At 35.5% G+C, this 20761-nt stretch carries 18 protein-coding genes and 1 riboswitch; all 18 genes read right to left on the reverse strand.

The window, feature by feature from the left end; genetic code table 11:
* Positions 1-27 precede the first annotated feature (27 nt).
* Positions 28-1176 (reverse strand): pyridoxal phosphate-dependent aminotransferase, encoded by a 1149-nt coding sequence (locus tag BUC31_RS18435; protein WP_073247042.1) that lies wholly within the window; start codon positions 1174-1176, stop codon positions 28-30.
* The gene (locus BUC31_RS18440; protein WP_073247044.1) at positions 1173-2000 is read right to left on the reverse strand and encodes a prephenate dehydratase; all 828 of its coding nucleotides are present in this window, start codon (positions 1998-2000) and stop codon (positions 1173-1175) included. Before BUC31_RS18440 ends, BUC31_RS18435 begins: the two co-directional genes overlap by 4 nt.
* Before the next feature lie 388 nt (positions 2001-2388).
* Positions 2389-3498, reverse strand: coding sequence for a hypothetical protein (locus tag BUC31_RS18445; protein ID WP_073247046.1), 1110 nt, complete (start codon positions 3496-3498; stop codon positions 2389-2391).
* Positions 3499-3788: 290 nt separating this feature from the next.
* Positions 3789-4937, reverse strand: a complete 1149-nt coding sequence (locus BUC31_RS18450; RefSeq protein WP_073247048.1) for a serine hydrolase domain-containing protein — start codon at positions 4935-4937, stop codon at positions 3789-3791.
* Positions 4934-5728: a head GIN domain-containing protein gene (locus BUC31_RS18455; RefSeq protein ID WP_073247185.1), complete on the reverse strand. Its 795-nt coding sequence runs from the start codon at positions 5726-5728 to the stop codon at positions 4934-4936. The genes BUC31_RS18450 and BUC31_RS18455 overlap by 4 nt, the downstream gene beginning before the upstream one ends.
* A gap of 10 nt (positions 5729-5738) precedes the next feature.
* The gene (locus tag BUC31_RS18460) at positions 5739-6836 is read right to left on the reverse strand and encodes an acyloxyacyl hydrolase (protein ID WP_027068048.1); all 1098 of its coding nucleotides are present in this window, start codon (positions 6834-6836) and stop codon (positions 5739-5741) included.
* A 215-nt stretch (positions 6837-7051) separates the two neighbouring features.
* Complete coding sequence (metF, locus tag BUC31_RS18465) at positions 7052-8005, reverse strand: methylenetetrahydrofolate reductase [NAD(P)H] (RefSeq protein ID WP_073247050.1); 954 nt, start codon at positions 8003-8005, stop codon at positions 7052-7054.
* A 176-nt stretch (positions 8006-8181) separates the two neighbouring features.
* The gene (gene metH / locus BUC31_RS18470) at positions 8182-10911 is read right to left on the reverse strand and encodes a methionine synthase (RefSeq protein WP_244534075.1); all 2730 of its coding nucleotides are present in this window, start codon (positions 10909-10911) and stop codon (positions 8182-8184) included.
* Complete coding sequence (locus BUC31_RS18475) at positions 10908-11255, reverse strand: four helix bundle protein (protein ID WP_073247054.1); 348 nt, start codon at positions 11253-11255, stop codon at positions 10908-10910. Before BUC31_RS18475 ends, metH begins: the two co-directional genes overlap by 4 nt.
* 48 nt (positions 11256-11303) lie before the next feature.
* Positions 11304-12308 (reverse strand): homocysteine S-methyltransferase family protein, encoded by a 1005-nt coding sequence (locus BUC31_RS18480; protein WP_073247055.1) that lies wholly within the window; start codon positions 12306-12308, stop codon positions 11304-11306.
* Positions 12309-12426: 118 nt separating this feature from the next.
* A riboswitch (SAM riboswitch) is annotated at positions 12427-12539 on the reverse strand.
* Positions 12540-12697: 158 nt separating this feature from the next.
* The gene (locus BUC31_RS18485; protein ID WP_073247057.1) at positions 12698-13759 is read right to left on the reverse strand and encodes an NAD(P)/FAD-dependent oxidoreductase; all 1062 of its coding nucleotides are present in this window, start codon (positions 13757-13759) and stop codon (positions 12698-12700) included.
* A 94-nt stretch (positions 13760-13853) separates the two neighbouring features.
* A complete protein-coding gene (gene cobA / locus BUC31_RS18490; protein ID WP_051638384.1) occupies positions 13854-14672 on the reverse strand; it encodes a uroporphyrinogen-III C-methyltransferase in 819 nt (272 codons plus the stop codon).
* A 3-nt stretch (positions 14673-14675) separates the two neighbouring features.
* Positions 14676-16766, reverse strand: a complete 2091-nt coding sequence (locus tag BUC31_RS18495) for a HEPN domain-containing protein (RefSeq protein WP_073247059.1) — start codon at positions 16764-16766, stop codon at positions 14676-14678.
* A gap of 113 nt (positions 16767-16879) precedes the next feature.
* The gene (locus tag BUC31_RS18500) at positions 16880-18127 is read right to left on the reverse strand and encodes a sulfate adenylyltransferase subunit 1 (RefSeq protein WP_027068055.1); all 1248 of its coding nucleotides are present in this window, start codon (positions 18125-18127) and stop codon (positions 16880-16882) included.
* A 105-nt stretch (positions 18128-18232) separates the two neighbouring features.
* Entirely contained in the window at positions 18233-19183 is a 951-nt protein-coding gene (gene cysD, locus BUC31_RS18505) for a sulfate adenylyltransferase subunit CysD (protein ID WP_073247061.1), read from the reverse strand.
* A gap of 47 nt (positions 19184-19230) precedes the next feature.
* Positions 19231-19854, reverse strand: coding sequence for a phosphoadenosine phosphosulfate reductase domain-containing protein (locus BUC31_RS18510; RefSeq protein WP_073247062.1), 624 nt, complete (start codon positions 19852-19854; stop codon positions 19231-19233).
* Positions 19855-19868: 14 nt separating this feature from the next.
* Positions 19869-20132 (reverse strand): DUF2061 domain-containing protein, encoded by a 264-nt coding sequence (locus tag BUC31_RS18515; protein WP_036156290.1) that lies wholly within the window; start codon positions 20130-20132, stop codon positions 19869-19871.
* Between the two features lie 200 nt (positions 20133-20332).
* Positions 20333-20743, reverse strand: coding sequence for an RrF2 family transcriptional regulator (locus BUC31_RS18520; RefSeq protein WP_073247064.1), 411 nt, complete (start codon positions 20741-20743; stop codon positions 20333-20335).
* Between the last annotated feature and the right edge of the window lie 18 nt (positions 20744-20761).

The raw sequence follows: 20761 nt of genomic DNA on the forward strand, positions 1-20761 counted from the left end.
GCTACGCTTTAGTTATTTTTCTTTTAACTAATCAAATCTTTTAATTGCTTCTTTTATTTTGTCTTTTGTTATACAAAGCGAAAAGCGAATATAGCCTTCACCATTACTACCAAATATAGTACCTGGGGTAATGAACAAATCTTTTGTATACAATACATTATCTATAAATTCTTCTGATGACACACTACCTTCTGGTAATTTTGCCCATACGAACAAGCCAACGGCATTTCTATCATATGTACACCCAAGCGTTTCTGCCAATTCAAAAATCAACTCTCTACGCTCACTATATACGGCATTCAAATCCCGGAACCATTCATCGGTACTTTCTAATGCTGCTATGGCTCCTTTCTGAATTCCGTAGAACATACCAGAGTCCATATTACTCTTCACCTTTAAAATAGCATTGATATGCTCTTCGCTTCCTAATACAAAACCTACACGCCAACCGGCCATATTAAAGGTTTTGCTCAATGAATTCAATTCTAAACATACCTCTTTTGCATTCGGTATACTTAAAATACTCGCTGGTTCATCATTTAAAACAAAACTGTACGGATTGTCGTTTACTAACAGAATATCATGCTGCTTTGCAAAGTCTACTATTTTTACAAACTGCTCTTTAGTTGCCGAAGCACCTGTTGGCATATGCGGGTAACTCAACCACATGATCTTTACCTTAGACAAATCTTGCTTTGCCAATGCTTCTAAATCTGGAAACCAGCCATTTTCTTCAGTCAAGTCATAGTACGTAGGCACTGCGCCTACCAAATTAGTAACAGAAGTGTAGGTTGGGTATCCCGGATTAGGGATTAAAACCTCATCACCTTCGTTTAAAAAAGAAAGGCTAATATGCATTATACCTTCCTTTGAGCCCATTAATGGTAAAATCTCAGTATCAGGATTGGCGTCAACATTAAACCTCTTCTTATAAAAATTAGCAATTGCACCTCTTAACTGAGGTAACCCTTGGTAACTTTGATATTGATGCGCACCGTTTTCTAATACCGCGCTCTGTATTGCATTCAACACTTCTTGAGACGGAGTCAAATCTGGACTTCCAATACCCATATTTATGATTGGTTTACCTTGGGCCATTAAGCCGCGTACCTCTCTCAACTTTTTTGAGAAGTAGTATTCCTGTATGGTATTTAACCTGTCGGCAGTACGTATCATTGTCTTACATTTTTATATTCGCCCAAAACCTTAAAGTCTTCTGCCATGATGTTCAAAAGACTTTTAGCCTTAGTAAAATCTGCATAATCAGTAAAGGTGACATCCACAAAAAATGCATATTTCCATGGTGTTTCTATTACCGGTAACGACTGTATTTTTGTCAAATTCAATCTACAATCGCTCATAACATTAAGCACAGCCGCTAAACTCCCCCTTTTATGGTCGGTTATAAACCGTAGTGAAGCCTTTGTAATTTCAGCCTCTGGCAACACATTATTTTTTGTCTTTACAATGATAAAACGAGTAGCGTTATTTCGTATCGTCTGTATGTCGTTCGCTACGATGTCCAACCCATATAATTCTGCCGCTACATTAGGTGCAATAGCTGCAACGTGCTTTAATTTTTGCTCTTGTATACGTTTTGCCGTCTCTGCCGTATCTACATCTTCTACCAATCTTATTTGCGGGTATTGTCTAAAATATTCTTTACACTGCAACAATGCCATGGGGTGAGAACTGACCTCTGTAATATCTTCAATTTTCTGCCCCTTCAACATCATTAAATTATGATGGATATTTAAATAATACTCACCTATAATGTGCAAATTATTATGATTGACCAATGCGTAATTTGGTATTATTGAACCTGCAATGCTATTCTCGATAGCCATAACCCCTTGATCCGCTTCATTAGACAATAACTTGTCTACCAAAGCATCAAAAGAAAGACATTCTACTAACTCAATATCATCACCAAAACAATCTTTTGCAACTTGATGATGGTTGCTTCCTTTAATTCCCTGTATGGCTATTTTTAAACTCATAATTCACATTTCAACTTACTGCAAAACCCTTCTACTACGTTCAGGGAGATTTCAATTTTTGAACAAAAAAAAAGTTCCGATATATATCGGAACTTAGATTCTATTTTATATTTAAAATATACTACAACAGTCCCGTACCTCTCTTAAAAAAGAAGTAAAAATAAAAACCGTTCCAGAAATATTGTTTTGTCATTGTGCTTGTAAACTTTGGCTAATGTAGTAATTATATTTAAAAATGGTCGTTTTCCGTTTTATTTTTTTAAAAAATTCAATTTCTATCTCAAAAAGTGAAGGTTTTGTGTTAAAAATTAAATTAAACATGAATTACTTATTAAAATAAAAAAGACCTCTAATTAGAGGTCTTTTAAATACTTTATAGATTTAACCCTTATTTTTTACTGAAAAAATATTCGTAAAGTTCTGTTTCACCATTAAAAGTATCTGATTCTGAAATAATTAATTCATTATTCGAAAGACTTATTTCACCATCTAGCAATAAATAACCATCTGGCTCTACATCTGTGTAAGTTTCTCCATCACTAGTTTCGGTATACTCAAACTCAACTAAAGTCAAAATATTTTCCTCTTCGTTAAAAGCCCAGTTACCTGAGGATGTATAAGCCTCACCACCATCTTCTTCATATATTACATCGCAAGCTGCATTCGATGCACTATAATCTAAACTTTTATATTCAGATTCTTGACTAAAAAAATAAGTGCCATTTTCATTAAATGTAATTACCAGGTCGTTAAGTGTGTAACATTCATCTAATTCAACATCTACTTGATTTCCATTGTCACAATATAATGTTGAATCGTAGCTCTCACAAGACTCCTCACCTACTTCAATAAGCTCACCGTTATCAATTTGTTTTGTAAAATCCCAATCACCTAAAAGATTTACATTACCACCCCAAGATTCAACTGTTACGCAAACCTCTACTGGTTGACTAATGTTACCTTGGCTGTCATAAACACAAATTGCATAACAGAATGTTCCGGCAGGTACAGTATTAGAAAAATTGACATCAATTACAGTATCCTCATCTTTTTGAGTCGACGCACCTTTTTTTGTAAAAACATCTTTTCTTTCTTTTGATAAAAATTTACCTCCATAATAATTATCTGTAGCACTTGATGGCACATCAATATAACTATCAGCCATACCATTTTCATCAAATAACTGAATATAGGCTCCGGCAAAATCTGTTGGTGCATCAAATATGATTTCAAAACCATAGTCTTGAAATGCGGTTTGTTTGGTATAATCTAAACTGAAGTCTATACCTCCGGTTGGCGTTACACCCCCATCATTTAGTGTGGCACCATCAATAGCAATGCCTGCCGATGTAGCATTAACATTTAATAACTCTTCTTCTACTATATTAACTCCGTCTGGATCAATATCGTCGGATAGACTTTCATTAGCATCATCACTAGAACAAGAAAAAATGATTATACTTAAAAAGAACAGAATAAATAAATTGGTTTTTTTCATAATTAAAATTGGTTAATATTTAATATTTACTAAACGAATATTAAGTACTAACTAAAAACTTAAATGAAAATTGTAAAAAACGAAGTAATATGTACCGAAGACGACTTTATAGTGTTGAATTTAGATTTGACGAATACTTAGACAACATAAGCCTTAATTTAGGTCTAACCTAGTTCAATGTGCTCCTATTAGGACCCGACTGAAAGTAAAATGGTATAGTCCACGTGAACTCTTTTACATCGCCTAAAGTATTGTTGCCTTTCTTTAAAACTTAAAAAATAATTAGACCACTAAGCCTTACTCTCGTTGAAAAAACAATCTACAATTGCATCTAGCTCTTCTTGAATTCTTGGGTCGGTACAATTAATGAGAATCGAAAAAACAAGCTGCTCTTTAGGGTAGACAAAAAAATTAGAATACCCTCCTACTCCATTACCAACATGCCCAAAGAACTTTCTACCTTTTGCATCTTCGCTTACTTGCCAACCAAAACTGTAGTACGTAGAATTACCATCTACTTGCTGAGCTGTTAAAAATTGATTTAAAATTGCTTCTTCGATCTTAACTTTCTTATCTAAAAATGCTTGTCCGAATTTTGCGATATCTTCAGAGGTGGACAAATATCCGCCGCCTGCTAATTTGTAAAAATTATCTACAGGTATCGCCTTTCTAAATCCTGAAATGCTCTTTGTGTAAAATGTAGCAACGTTGTTTTGTTCTTTGGATATAAAAATATCATTTACTTCAAGAGCATCAGTATTTTCACTACTGCTCTGTGAGTCTGACTCATAATGACATTCGGGACAAAAAGTAGAATTCATCCCTAGCGGATTCAGCACCTTCCCTTGCACATATTCTTCAAACGGGATTCCGCTTGCTTCTTGCATTGCGGCAGAAATCATTGCCCAATCAAAACTATTGTACAAATATTCGCTACCTGGTTTGTATACCAAAGGATCATCTTTAAATATCTTAAGACCTTCTTTTATGGACAAAGGTTTGTTTAATCCGTACTCCTTGCCTTTGTATACTCTAATTCCTGCCGTATGACTAGCTAATTGGCGAATAGTAAAATCCCATTCTTTCTTTGGATAATCTGGAAGATAGGTATAGAAAGATTCATCTAAATCAATAAGTTCTTCTTGTACCATATGTGCCAAAGCTATAGCTGCAATAGGCTTTGAGACACTAGCAATTCTAAAAATAGATTTTTTAGGGTCTATATACTGTTTCTCGCCAATGTTGGCATACCCATACCCTTTTTGGAAAACTGACTTTCCCTCTTTTAAAACAGTAATTGCAATTCCGGGTACTTTATCTTCTATTATTAATTGTTGAAGTAAATAATCTACTTTTACCAATCCTGTTAACTCAGTATCATCCGCCAAAATACGTTTAGCAGCAAACACGTTTTTCAGATATTTGAGTATAGGATTCATTCCACAAAGATCAAGCGTCCGTTATACAATTCTTCAACATCCACTGTTGCCGGTCGGTTAAAACTCTGCAGGTCTCCTGTACCTCTTAAAACTCCGGTTAAACTTTCTTGCGGATTTACTAAAATATCATTTGAACCTCTATGGTTAAAATTTACCCGCTGGGTTATTAGTTCTTCTGCCTCTACCCTAGAATCGCCTGCTGCAATACTTATATTAAAGCTTTTTGCGCTGCCCTTTAACTTGAAATATGATATTCCGTTGCTTGTCATACTTAAACTAGAAACGTTTAATTCTAAAATGAATTCCCCATCTGTAGTTTCTGCTTCTGGATCTGTAAAACTTTCTGACAGCAAGCTTAAACTTTCAAAAGCCAACACTCCGTCACTTTGAATAGGAAAACCGGTACTGCTTCTAATACTTGTTAAATTGGGAGTAGTAACATAAACCACTGTTGTACCATAATCACGAACGTAATTACAATCGTTGGTATCTGTTAGTAACAAATTACCATCCTCAACCACAGCATCTACCTCGTTACGTAAATTTTCTCCGGTTTCAATTTCAACTTTTTGGGTATCGCCCTGTTTAATAACTAAGGCTACATTTTCAAATACAGTTATGGCACTAAATGCATCTACATTAACTTCTTCCTTGACAATAGCTCCAGTTTCCTGAAAACAATCAGATGCATTTTCCGAATCGCATGAAATAAATAAAAATAATAGTATCCCAGACAAGACTAAAAGACCTCGACTGCCCTCTACCAGATTACTTTTTAATTTATATATCATTTCTATCATCTTACAATCTTATTCCTATTCCAAATTCTACAGCTTCCGCTTTTGCCCCATGAGACTTTAAGGTTACCGCGCCATACAGTTTGTCGCCAAAATAACGTTTTAAACCAACACGCAGATACGTACGCCCTTCAAAATCAAAAGGATAATAGACATAATAACCGAACTGAGAAATTACCGACATGCTATTAATGAACAATTCATGCCCCATAAATACACCCACTCTTTTATAATCGTCATCTGCTTCAACACCATTTTCAGGAAAAGCGATACTTTGATAGCGAATCAACTCCTTTAAAAAATTAGAGAAATAAGCATCTACCCCAAATTGTAACGCACTTTTTCTTCCTACCCTTTTATCGGCATAGGCAGAGAGTACAACAAACCCGTACTGACCAGAATCAATAACATCACTTTCATTTATACCTGTTCTTAACGCAAAGTTGTAACGTAATGGCTCGGTTACTTTTTCTTTTTCACGATGCACATATTCTATTTCTTTTCCTCCATCTAAATCATACACAAAACCGGCATTAAACGCCAATGTATTAGTAGATGTATTTGGAGCTCTAAAATTCGCATTTGAATAATGAATGATAGAAGCGCCAGCTTTAAACCCTAATCCCTTAAAAATATTTTCTTTGTGATAATTGAACATTAAATAGGTAGAACTCAATATGTCAGACCCGTAGGCATTATTCCTAAAATTGGTTTCCTTATCATATGGGTTAGAGGCATAAGACACACCTTGCCCCACACGAAACTGTACATTACGTTTAAAAAAATAGAAATTATAGTGGGCATAAAGTCCGTAATTATCACCCAAAGTACTGTTGTTGCCATTCTGGTATATGAAAGAATATCCTAAATCAGGATAATTATATAATTCCTCCCATTCCTCTGCACCATACGTTTTACGATTATAGCTCAAAATCACGCCTTCTGGATGCGAAGTAATTAAATGCGAAATATCTGGATTATGTAAAATAATAGACCCGTAAAACTGACTTGCATCAAGGGTATACTTTTTAAGCTCAGTAGATTCCTGTGCAAAACAAAAAGAAACTGATAACAGTAAAATAGAAAAAAACTTGAAATTCATTGAGGGCAAAAATAAGTAGTAAGTACGAAGTACCAAGTTCTTTCTTACAAATATTGTAATTACAAAAGTAATAATATCACTTCGAGTGAGTTTTTGAGGCACCAAGAAATTTTTATCGAAAAACCCCCTCGTAACAAAGGTTATCGACACATTTTCATATCTCCGTTACTCTACGATATAAAAACACTCGAACTGACAAACTAGCTTCCTAAAAACTAAAAAAGTGCTTCTGCTATTGCCTTTATATTATCAGATTTACCCATAGAGTAGTAATGTAAAACAGGTACTCCCGCAGCTTTCAATTCTTTAGATTGTTGAATTGCCCATTCAATACCTACCGCACGTACATCTTTGTTGGTAGCGCAACTATCAACAGCTTCTATTAAATCTTGTGGCATATCTATTCTAAACACTTGTGGCAACAACTGCATATGTCGCTTTACCGCAATTGGTTTAATACCTGGTATGATCGGTACTGTAATTCCAATATTCTTGGCTGCTTCAACAAACTCAAAATACTTTTTATTATCGAAGAACATTTGTGTTACCACATAATCGGCGCCTGCATCTACTTTTTCTTTTAAACGCTTTAAATCTGATTGTAGGGAAGGTGATTCTAAATGCTTTTCAGGATATCCGGCTACGCCAATACAAAATTCACTGCAATGCTCACTTTCTATAGATTCATGTAAATACTTACCACAATTTAAATCTTGAATCTGTTTTACCAAGTTTATAGCAAACGGATGCCCACCATCGGTAGGTTCAAAATATTTTTGCTCGCTACGAGCATCGCCACGCAACGCCATTACATTTTGTATGCCTAAATAATGACAATCTACCAACATGTATTCAGTCTCCTCTTTGGTAAATCCGCCGCAGATTACATGAGGTACTGTATCAACATTATATTTATGTTGAATAGAGGCACAAATACCTACTGTACCTGGTCGCATACGAGTAGTTCTCTTATCTAGAAGTCCTTCTTTTTTTACATAGATGGTCTCCTCTCGTGAAGTCGTTACATCAATAAACGGAGGATTAAACTCCATTAAAGGGTCTATATTCTTATATAATTCTTGAATATTGCGCCCTTTTACCGGAGGCACAATTTCAAATGAAAAAAGCGTTTTTCCTTTAGCGTTTGTAATATGATCTGTTACTTTCATGTCCTATACTATTCCCCTTTTAAGAGCAACCTCCACAGAGGTATTATTACTTATACTTTATTCTTTTGGGCGTTCGGGCGGGCTTTCAGCTCTATTTTTTCTATTTATAATTCACTCTTTCATCTTAGTGAACATCAATTTAAATAGAAAAATATGCCGCTTCTATCCCTAACGCACTAATCAACTATGTTCGGCGCTAGCCATCTTTCTGCCTTCTCCAGAGATATATCTTTACGTTCTGCAAAATCTTTAACCTGATCATCTTTTATTTTTCCTAATCCAAAATAACGTGCTTCTGGATTTCCAAAATAATACCCACTAACCGATGCTGCTGGCCACATTGCCAAACTATCCGTTAATTCTACCCCTATAGTTTCATTAACTTTTAAAATATCCCAAATGGTCAATTTCTCTAAGTGATCAGGACAAGCAGGATAACCTGGTGCAGGACGAATACCTTTGTATGATTCTTTAATTAAATCTTCATTGCTCAAATCTTCATTTGCAGCATAACCCCAATGTTTCATACGCACTTCTTTATGCAAATATTCCGCAAAAGCCTCTGCCAAACGATCTGCTAAGGCTTTTACCATTATAGAATTATAATCATCTAAATCCTTTTCATATTTAGCCGCTAATTCTGCCGTACCAAACCCTGTAGACACGCAAAAACAACCCATATAATCTTGCCTACCAGATTCTTTAGGTGCTATAAAATCTGCCAATGCATAATCTGCAACACCCTCTCTTTTCTGTAATTGTTGGCGAAGTGTTCTAAATGTAAAATGCTCTTCATCTCGCCCTTCAACTTCACTTAAAGTGATATCAATATCATCCTCATTAATTGAGTTTGCCGGGAACAATCCAAAAATACCTTTTGCCTTCAATTTCTTTTCAGAAATAATTTTGTTCAGCATTGCTTTAGCATCTGCAAATAATTCGGTCGCTTGTTCTCCAACTACCTCATCGGTAAGTATAGCAGGGTATTTACCATGTAATTCCCAACTTCTAAAAAACGGAGTCCAATCAATAAATGGTACTAGTATATTTAAATCTAAATCTTCAATAACCTGAATACCTAATTTGTTTGGTTTAACTATCTCAGAGGTTTTCCAATCGATCTTAAATTTATTTCTACGTGCAGCAGAAATAGGCTTGTAGGTTTTACTTGAAGAACGATTTAAGAACTTTTCCCTAAAAACATCATAATCATCCTTAATGCTCTTTTTATAGCCTTTTGAAGTATCTTTTTGAAGCAAATCTCCCACAACGGTTACCGCCCTAGACGCATCATTTACATGCACTACAGCTTCATTGTATTGCGTATCAATTTTTACTGCCGTATGTGCTTTACTTGTGGTTGCACCACCAATTAACAACGGAATCTTGAAGTCTTTACGTTCCATTTCCTTCGCTAAATGCACCATTTCATCTAATGACGGCGTAATCAATCCGCTAAGTCCTATAATATCTACATTGTGCTCAATGGCGGCTGCAATTATTTTTTCTGGTGGCACCATGACTCCTAAGTCAACAATCTCATAATTGTTACATGCCAAAACAACACCAACAATATTCTTACCAATATCATGCACATCACCTTTAACGGTTGCCATCAATATTTTACCTGCATTATCAGAATCTCCTTCTTGCGGATTCAATAACTTTTCTTCTTCTATGTATGGTAATAGATAAGCTACCGCCTTCTTCATTACTCGGGCAGATTTCACTACTTGTGGCAAGAACATCTTTCCGCTTCCAAATAAATCACCAACCACATTCATACCGGTCATTAGATTTCCTTCAATAACCTGAATTGGCTTATCGGCAGCTAATCTGGCTTCTTCTACATCTTCTACTATGTATTGATCAATACCTTTTACCAAGGCACGTGTAATTCTATCTTGTAATGGCTCTTCTCTCCAAGATAAATCTATCTTACTTTCTTTTGTTTTACCAACTACAGACTCTGCAAAATCTAGTAAACGCTCTGTTGCATCATCTCTTCTATTAAGAATAACATCTTCTACACGTTCTAATAAATCTTTAGGAATATCATCGTAAACCTCTAGCATACTTGGGTTAACGATACCCATATTCATACCTGCTTTAATAGCATGGTACAAGAAAACAGAATGCATTGCCTCACGCACAGGATTGTTTCCCCTAAACGAAAACGAAACATTACTGACACCTCCACTAACACTTGCATGTGGTAAGTTTTCACGAACCCATTTTGTAGCTCTGATAAAATCGAGAGCATTCAATTTATGCTCGTCCATACCTGTAGCAACAGGGAAAATATTTAAATCAAAAATGATATCTTCTGGTGCAAAATTGACTTTATTTACCAAAACATCATAAGAACGCTTTGCTATTTCAATACGTCGGTTATAATTATCTGCTTGTCCAACCTCATCAAATGCCATCACGATTACCGCAGCACCATATCTTTTAATCAATTTTGCATGATGCAAAAATTGCACTTCACCTTCCTTTAAACTAATAGAGTTTACTACACACTTACCCTGCACTACTTGTAAACCAGCCTCAATGATTTCCCATTTAGAACTATCTATCATAATAGGAACACGAGAAATATCTGGCTCGGCAATGACCAAATTCAAAAATTTGACCATGGCCTCTTTTCCATCAATCAGACCATCATCCATATTAATGTCGATAACCTGCGCTCCATTTTCTACCTGCTCCCTTGCAACCGCCAGTGCCTCTTCAAATTTCTCCTCCTTTACAAGACGAAGAAACTTTTTAGAACCTGCAACATTTGTTCGTTCACCAACATTGATAAAGTTAGTCTCGGGGGTAACAATCAAGGGTTCTAATCCGCTTAGTTTTAAAAAGCGTTGCTCGTTGCTCGTTGCTCGTTGTTCGTTTTTTGTACTCATAATTTCTTGTGATAGTTTATGAATCCGTTCAACAACTTTTTAACTCTTTCTATTTCTTTCAAAACGTTATCTATATCTGAAATGTAATTTAAATCTCCGGCTAAAATCAACTGCGTTTCCAGCTCATATAAAGAACCTCTCGCTATATGTAAAAAATGAATAGTCTCCTTATTGGATTGCCTTCCACAACCTTCTGCAATATTTGATGGTACAGAAATAACACATCGTCTAACCTGCGAGGTTAAAGAAAATTGTTCGTCTTTTGGAAAGGACTTTGTCAAAACATAAACTGTTTTAACAAGTACTCTAGCCTGCACCCAAATGTCTAAATCTTTATAATCCATTTAATTTTTATAACTACGATAAACCATTAACGAGAAACGAAAAACGATTTATTTACTAACAACTGTCAACTTTCTAGGTTCATATTTAGCCACCATATTTGCTATCGCCGTAATATGCTCTGGTGTTGTTCCACAACAACCTCCTACAATATTTACTAATCCTTTTTCTGCGTATTCTTTTATTTGTGCTGCCATTTGCTCTGGAGTCTCATCATATTCCCCAAACGCATTTGGTAAACCTGCATTAGGGTGTGCAGAAACTGCATGCTCACTTTTTTTAGATAATACTTCTAAATGAGGTACCAGCTGACTTGCGCCTAAAGCGCAATTAAACCCTACCGATAAAATTGGAATATGTGAAATGGATATTAAAAAAGCTTCCGCTGTTTGTCCGGACAATGTTCTACCCGAAGCATCGGTAATTGTACCGCTCACCATAATTGGCACATCAATATTTCTTTCCTCTTTTACTTCTTCTATAGCAAATAAAGCTGCTTTTGCATTTAAGGTATCAAATATGGTTTCTACCAATAATAAATCTGAACCACCATCTAACAAAGCTTCAACTTGTTGTTTATAGGCTATTCTTAATTCATCAAAAGACACGGCTCTATATCCTGGGTCATTTACATCTGGAGACATGCTTGCCGTCTTATTTGTGGGTCCTATACTACCAGCTACAAATCGTGGTTTATTAGGTTCTTTCGCAGTGAATTCATCAGCTACTTTTTTCGCAATACGTGCAGATTCATAGTTAAGCTCATACACCAAATCTTCCATGTAATAATCTGCCATGGCAATTGTTGTACCCGAAAATGTATTGGTCTCCACAATATCTGCCCCTGCAGCAAAGTATTTACGATGAACCTCAGCAATTGCCTCAGGTTGGGTTAGCGATAATAAATCATTATTGCCTTGTAAAGGGTGTTCCCATTCTTTAAAACGTTCTCCCCTAAAATCTTCCTCAGTAAATTTATAGCGTTGTAGCATCGTACCCATGGCACCATCTAATATGAGAATTCGCTCTTTTAAAATTTCTTTTATATCCTTCATTTTACGTTGTAAAAAGATTCTACATCCAATAAAAAACTAATTCGAAATCAAGTAAGGAAAGTTAGGCTAGATGCCTTTTCTTAAGTTATCTGTCTTTTGTAATGCTATTTTAAATAACACATTCTGCAGAAGTAAGCAGAATAAAGATAGAATGTAGCACCTTCTTTTCCATATTGGAAAGGGTTGCCAAGGTTTCAATGGGTCTAGTCCCTCCACCTTTCTTGATAACGTTTCAATATATTTATGAACTAATTGCAAAGTAACGGCACAGTATGCTCTTATCCAAAACTTCAATAGGTTATTTAGTTAACGAAATTCTGGGGAATTGTCATAAAAAAACCTCTGAATCATTAAAGAATCAGAGGTTTCTGCCATATTACTTAAGTATTTTAGGCTATACTTTGTACTACTTCTTTCTTAGCTTCTTTCTTAGAACCATCAAATCCTTCGACTCCGCCAACGGTAGTATACTTCATTACATATCGTTTACCCGGATTGATTTGTTGGTATGCATACTGACACATTACTGCAGCTTCATGGAAACCTGACAATATCAATTTCAGTTTACCTTCGTATGTATTTACATCGCCAATTGCATATACTCCCGGTATGTTTGTTTGATAATCTTTTGCGTTGTTTACCTTAATCGCATTCTTATGAATATCTAAGCCCCAATCACCTATAGGACCTAATTTAGGTGATAAACCAAAAAGCGGAATAAAATTATCAACTTCTAAATAGGTATCTTCTTTCTCTTTATCTGTATGTTTTATAACTACAGCCTCAAGTTGATTTTTACCATGTAATTCTTTAACCTCAGCTTTAGTAATCAATTTTATTTTACCAAGCTTAGCCAATTCAGCTGCTTTTTCAACAGAATCCAAAGCGCCCCTAAATTCATCTCTTCTATGTACCAAAGTCACCTCTGAAGCCACATCTGTTAAAAATATAGCCCAGTCTAAAGCAGAATCTCCACCACCAGAAATTACGACCTTTTTATCGCGATATACTTCTGGATCTTTAATCATATAAGCAACACCGGTATCCTCAAAATTTACAATGTTCTCGATAGGTGGTTTTCTTGGTTCAAAAGAACCTAAACCACCAGCAATAACTACTACTGGCGCATTATGCTGCGTTCCTTTATTTGTCGTTACTACAAAAGAACCATCTTCCAATTTATCTAAAGTTTCCGCTCTTTCGCCTAACGTAAATCCTGGCTCAAAAGGTTTTATTTGTTCCATTAGATTATCTACCAAAGTACCCGCAAGGATTTCTGGAAATGCCGGAATATCATAAATAGGCTTCTTTGGATATATCTCTGAACATTGTCCACCTGGTTGTGGCAACGCATCTATTAAATGTGTTTTTAATTTTAACAATCCTGCTTCAAACACCGTAAACAATCCGGTTGGTCCCGCTCCTATAATGAGCATATCTGTTTTAATCATAACTATTTATTGATATAGAGCAGCTAGTATTGAGTCTTCACTCCCTATGCTACTTCTTTAAATTCTACTTTATATTTAAACTACTTACTTATTACTATTTACTCAATGAGGTTTCTACTGGACTCAACCTGACATTCTCATTACTTGAATATTCAAGCTTTGCCTTCATCAGTGATTCTCTATGCCTTACAACTTCCCCTATTATAATAATAGCAGGATTAGATAACTCTTCTTTTTCCACTACATCAACAATAGTTTCTATAGTGCCTATACCTACCTTTTCATTTTCACGAGTTCCATTCTGAATAATTGCAACAGGCATGTCTGACTTACCTTCGCCTTTAAACAATGCTACTATCTGTGGTAGTTTGGACATCCCCATAAGTATTACTACAGTAGCACTACTTTTAGCTGCTAAGGCAACATCTGTTGATAGTTTATGTTCTTTTGTTGTTCCCGTAATTACCCAAAAACTTTCTGACGCTCCTCTTTTTGTTACTGGAATATTTTGATATGCCGGTACACTTAAACTAGAGGAAATACCAGGAACCATGGCAACTTCTAAACCATGCGATGCTGCATATTCCATTTCCTCAGAACCACGACCAAATACAAACGGATCTCCACCTTTTAAACGAACTACATGTCCGTGCGATTTTGCCCTACTTATAATGAGCTGATTAATCTGCTCTTGCTGATAGGCATAGCATCCTTTGCGTTTACCAACAAAAATTAATTCTGCATTTTTAGCGTAGTCTAGCAAATCTTCATTTACCAAAGCATCGTACAACACAACATCGGCATTTTCCAGCGCCTTAATCGCTTTTAAAGTGATCAATTCTATATCACCAGGTCCTGCACCTACTACGGTTAATTTTGCCTGTCTATTTTTATGTAAATTACTATCTGCCATGATTTATGCTTCTGCTAATTCCTGTTCTCTAAATTTCGCAACAATCTCTAAAAACGCTTTAGCATCTTTAATATACGATGCTGCAAAAGCTTTTGATGGCTCATTTTGATTCAATTGAAGAACCAATTTCTCGAATCCGCCTGCAACAGCAATTCTTCCATCGGCTACAAATTTCTCATCGAAATCTTTAATGATACTTACATGCGTATTTACTTTCGTATTCTCTGACGTTAACATTGCTTTCGCTGAATTTACCATTGAAGAATATGCGTGGTAGATACTTGCCGACCATTTTTCGGCATCGAACATATCTTGTGCATTCTGTATTTTCTCTTCACTTTCAAAAAGTAGCGTCGCAATTAAATCAATTACAACTCCGGCACACTCACCTACTCCAATAGCTTTTTCATAACGCTCCGTATTTCCCCAGTCTATAAAGTCTTCCGGTGTTAAATCATCTATTGATGAAAGTGGCGTAAGAAAATCATAGAAATACATTTGTCCTTTTTCTGCATAATAATCAGGGAACGATAAATCGCCACCATTTGCATCAAAATCATTTAGTATTAAACGTAATGCTTCCGGACCTCTTTTACTTGGTACTTTTACCACCTTATCAGCAAAACGTCCTTGACCGTTACCATCTGTACTTCCTCCCAACAGAACCTGAAGTGCAGGTGCAACTAATTTATCTTTTGTACGAACAGACATTCCTTGAAAACCAATATTTGCCATATTGTGTTGTCCGCAGGCATTCATACATCCACTAATTTTTATAACAACATCTTCGTTATTAATATAATCTGGATATTCTGTTTTAATTACTCTTTCTAATTCTTCTGCAATACCTGTACTACTAGCAATACCTAAGTTACACGTATCTGTACCTGGGCAAGCAGTAATATCTAATGCCTTGTTATAGCCAGCATCGGTAAAGCCTAATTCTTTTAATTCAGTATAGAAAAATTCAATATTTTCTTCTTTTACAAAAGGAATTAAAATATTCTGACGTAGCGACAACCTTAATTCTCCTGCAGCATATTTCTGTACCAAATTCGCCAATAAGCGTGCTTTATCAGTATAAAAATCACCTAATAAAACTTTGATACCAATAGCAACATAACCTGGTTGTTTCTGTGGTACTACATTCGTTGATTTCCACTGCTCAAATTCTTTCTGATTAGAAATTTCTACTTTAGGAACTTCTAATTGTGAAACTTTTATCTTCGGATATTCTTCTGGATTAATTGGAAAAGTATCAAAAGGAACAGCTGTTTTCTCTGCTGCCAATAATTCTTTGAATCCGTCAAGACCTAAATCCTTCAGTAAAAACTTCATTCTAGCCTTTGCTCTACTCTTACGCTCACCGTAACGGTCAAAAACTCTAATAACCGTTTCCATTAAAGGAATAATTTGATCCGCTGGTAAAAAGCTATACAACTCATCTGCATGTCTTGGCTGAGAACCTAATCCGCCACCAAGCATTACTTTAAAACCTGGCTCTCCATTTTCAAGCTTAGCAATAAAACCTAAATCGTGCATGTATGAAAGTCCGGTATCGGCATCACTTGCAGAGAAAGAAACCTTGAACTTACGTCCCATTTCTTGACTCACAGGATTTCTTAAGAAATACTGGAATAATGCATGTGCATAAGGCGAAACATCAAAAGGTTCATCTACATCTATACCTGCAGTTTCACTAGCCGTTACATTACGTACCGTGTTACCACATGCTTCTCTTAATGTAATATCATCCTTTTCTAATTCTGACCATAACTCTGGAGTCCTGTTCAAATCCACATAGTGAATTTGTATATCTTGCCGCGTAGTAATGTGTAACCTACCTGTAGAATACTCGTCTGATACATCACAAATACGAAGCAATTGATTAGAAGTTACCTTACCGTATGGTAATTTTATACGAATCATTTGAACCCCTTCTTGACGCTGACCGTATACTCCACGAGCCAAACGTAGGCTTCTAAATTTCTCCTCATCTAATTTGCCGCCATGGAACTCATGAATCTTGCGTTCCAATTCTAAAATATCATTCGCAACTACTTGATTCTCTATTTCTGTTCTAAAACTCTGCATTGCTCGGTATTAAGTATTCAGCACTACGTACTGAGATAAATTATTACTATATTTTGCCTATAGATTTTATAGACTTATTAAAAACAGTCAATATTAAAATTGACCTTTTATATTTAACTAATGAATCCCGCTCCTACGGTACTATTAGATTTGGTGTCTATTAAAATAAACGAACCGTTAGTTCTGTGATTCTTAAATTGATCATAGAAGATTGGTTTATTTAAACGAAAGCTAACCTGGGCTATATCATTCATACCCAAAGAATCTGCTTCTGTATCGATACCCGAATAATCCGGAGCAATTTTATGATGTACTTGTTCTACTTTTGCCAATACTTTGTTGACACCGTGTTGTACTATATATTTATTTCCTGTTGCTAAAGGCAATGAATCCATCCAAGAAATTGTAGCTGTAAATTGCTTATCTACTGTTGGTAAATCATTGGCTTTCACTAACATGTCTCCACGGCTTAAGTTGATTTCATCATCTAATGTGATTGTTACCGATGAACGTCTAGAAGCTGTTTTGTATTTTTTATCGTGAAAATAAATGTCCTTTATCTTAGAACGTGTTTGCGAAGGCAGTGCTACTACCTCATCACCTACACTTAACTCGCCACCATATACCTTACCTGCAAATCCTCTAAAATCATGATGCTCATCTGTCTTAGGGCGAATAACATATTGTACTGGAAAACGTGGTGTACCTACATTAAAAATATCTTTTCTATCTAAGGCTTCAAAATGTTCTAACAAAGTAGGACCTGTATACCAAGGTGTCTTGTCCGTTTTATTTACTACGTTATCTCCTTTTAATGCACTTACTGGAATGAAGGTGATTTTCTGGTCTTGGTAATCGCGTTTTGCCATCAATTCTTGAAAATCGGCTTTAATAGCGTTATACGTTTCCTCAGAATAATCAACCAAATCCATCTTATTAATTGCCACTACAACATCTTTAATGCGCAGTAAATTATTAATAAAGAAATGTCTGTTTGTTTGTTCAATTACACCTTTTCTAGCATCGATCAATATAATCGCCGCCTGTGAAGTAGATGCACCAGTAACCATGTTACGTGTATATTCTACATGCCCAGGGGTATCTGCAATAATGTAACTTTTCTTTGCTGTAGAGAAATAAATATGGGCAACATCTATAGTGATTCCTTGCTCACGTTCCGCTACCAAACCATCTGTTGCCAAAGAGAAATCTAAATAATCATATCCCTTTTGCTTACTGGTCTTTTCAATTGCCTCTAACTTATCGCTGGTCAATGATTTTGTATCATACAGTATTCTACCGATCAAGGTACTTTTACCGTCATCTACACTACCTGCTGTTGCTATTTTTAGTACTTCCATTTTAATGCTGTTAGCCTTTAGCTTTAAGCTTCTGGCTATTAAATTATTAATTAAGGCTATTAGCCGATAGCTAAGGGCTAAGGGCAGAATTTTCTTAAGAAAATTCTAAAAATATCCTTGTTGTTTTCTCTTCTCCATTGCTGCCTCAGAACGCTTGTCATCTATACGTGCGCCTCGTTCCGAAATAGAAGAATCTCTAATTTCCTCTACTACTTTATCTATAGTTTCAGCATCTGAAAGTACTGCGGCAGTACATGACATATCACCTACTGTACGGAAACGAATTAAACGTTCTTCTACAACCTCATCTTCTTCTCTAAATACAATACCGTCTTCTGCAGACCAGATCATACCGTCTCTTAAAAATGTTTTACGCTTGTGTGCAAAGTAGATTGATGGAATTTCAATTTGCTCTTCTTTGATATAAGACCAAACATCTAATTCTGTCCAGTTAGATATTGGAAAAACCCTCACGTTCTGACCCAATTCTATTTGTCCGTTCAACATATCAAATAACTCCGGACGTTGGTTACGTTCATCCCATTGACCAAAATCATCTCTTACGGAGAAAATACGTTCTTTAGCACGTGCTTTTTCTTCATCTCTACGGGCACCACCAATACAAGCATCGAATTTAAATTCCTCTATTGCATCTAACAACGTAGTTGTCTGCAAGCTATTTCTACTAGAATATCTACCAGACTCTTCTTTTACTTTACCTTGATCGATGGAATCTTGCACATTGCGTACAATTAACTCTAAACCTAATTCTTCTACCAATCTATCTCTAAATTCAATAGTCTCAGGAAAGTTATGTCCCGTATCAATATGCATTAATGGGAAAGGTATTTTTGATGGCCAAAATGCTTTTTGCGCCAAACGAACCAATGTAATTGAATCTTTTCCTCCTGAAAACAAAAGAACAGGCTTCTCGAACTGAGCCGCTACTTCTCTAATGATATAAATTGCTTCATTCTCAAGAGCATTTATACTAGAGGTATCTTTTAAAAGTTCTAGGGATGGTGTTACTTCCAATTCCGTGCTTGTATTACTCATTATAATTTTTTAGATAAATTATCTTTATTCTTTTCTACTACCTAGATTTAACTATGTAACCCGCATTCTCTATTTTCCAAAACTTTGGTTGGATCAAAATAGTTATGCTCATTAGGTAGATTATATTTTTTTAAATAGGTATCTAGCTGCGTATCGTTCCAGTGATAAAAAGGACTCACCTTTAAAACCCCGTCTTTACTTAGACTTAAAATATCTAAACTGTCCCTATGTGCAGTCTGTCCTTTTCTTAGATTCGTAAACCAAACATCTGGCTTAAATTCTGCCATTGCCCTTTTAAAAGGCTCCAACTTTACTTGTTCCGTAAACACTGCATGTCTTGGATCATCAATTTGCGGAATACCCATAACAGCATCTCTATGTGCTGTAGTTTGCTTAGGCACAAACAATTTCACATTCAAATTCAACTTGCCAATTATCTCATCTGCATGTTTGTACGTTTTAGGCGTATTGTAACCCGTATCGCACCAAACAACAGCAATATCTTTTTTTACACCAGATACAGCATGTAAAATAGCTACTTCATATGGTCTAAAGTTTGTAGTTACTACTGGAGCTTTTGCATGCTTTACTGCCCAAGAAATAATTTCTTCTGGCGGTATACCTTTAAATTGAATGTTCAACTTCTGAACTTGTGCTTCTGTCAATGCCATAATCCTATTCTTTATTATTTACCCCACTTTACTAAATTCCAAAAACGTTCGTGAAAGAAATATAAAATCATTTTTGTCACGAAGTCAATAGAGGCAATTGATGCTGCTACCGAAAACTCACCTGTAAGTATATAAGATATGATTAACGTATCTACGGTACCTATCACCCTCCAACTGAAAGCCTTGGCAATACTACGAATTGGTTTTTCAGATGTTTTATCATCTTGATACGTAGTTTTGTTTTCTTTTTTATTTAATATAAGTTGATCTGCAATCATCTTTTACTCAATTTTTATTACCCTACTAATTTAATAGAGTTTTCAAAAATAGAATTATTTTTTAAAGTAGTCGCTCTAATTTTAAATAAATTTCATTTACCCTATAGATTTAGTAGATTATTAACAAAAGAGCATGAAAAATTAATATTTCACAATGTATTGGCTTACTGCAAAATGAAGATTTATTAAAATGATGGGATTTACGAGATGATATCCTTTAGTGTATTGTTTCGATAAACATCTAAAGCACTATCACGTACCTGCAGCATTAGCTTATGAACGGAACAGGTGTTTTCATCAGGACAATCATCACAGGTTTCGTAGAAATTAAGACTTACACAAGGTACCATGGCAATTGGTCCTTCTAAAACCCTCATAATATCGGTCATAGATATTTCTTCGGGAGATTTTATTAAATAATAACCACCTCCTTTGCCTTTTTTAGAGCCTAAGAATCCTGTTTTTCTTAAACTCAAGAGTATACTCTCCAAGAATTTCTGAGAGATGTTCTCTTTCTCAGCAATTTCTGAAATTTGAACTGGTTTCTTATCGGGTTGTGCGGCTAAATACGCCAGTGCTTTCAACCCATATTTTGTCTTTTTCGAGAGCATATTGCTAAGATAGCCAAA

The sequence above is a fragment of the Maribacter aquivivus genome (genome assembly GCF_900142175.1).
Taxonomy (GTDB): Bacteria; Bacteroidota; Bacteroidia; order Flavobacteriales; family Flavobacteriaceae; genus Maribacter; species Maribacter aquivivus.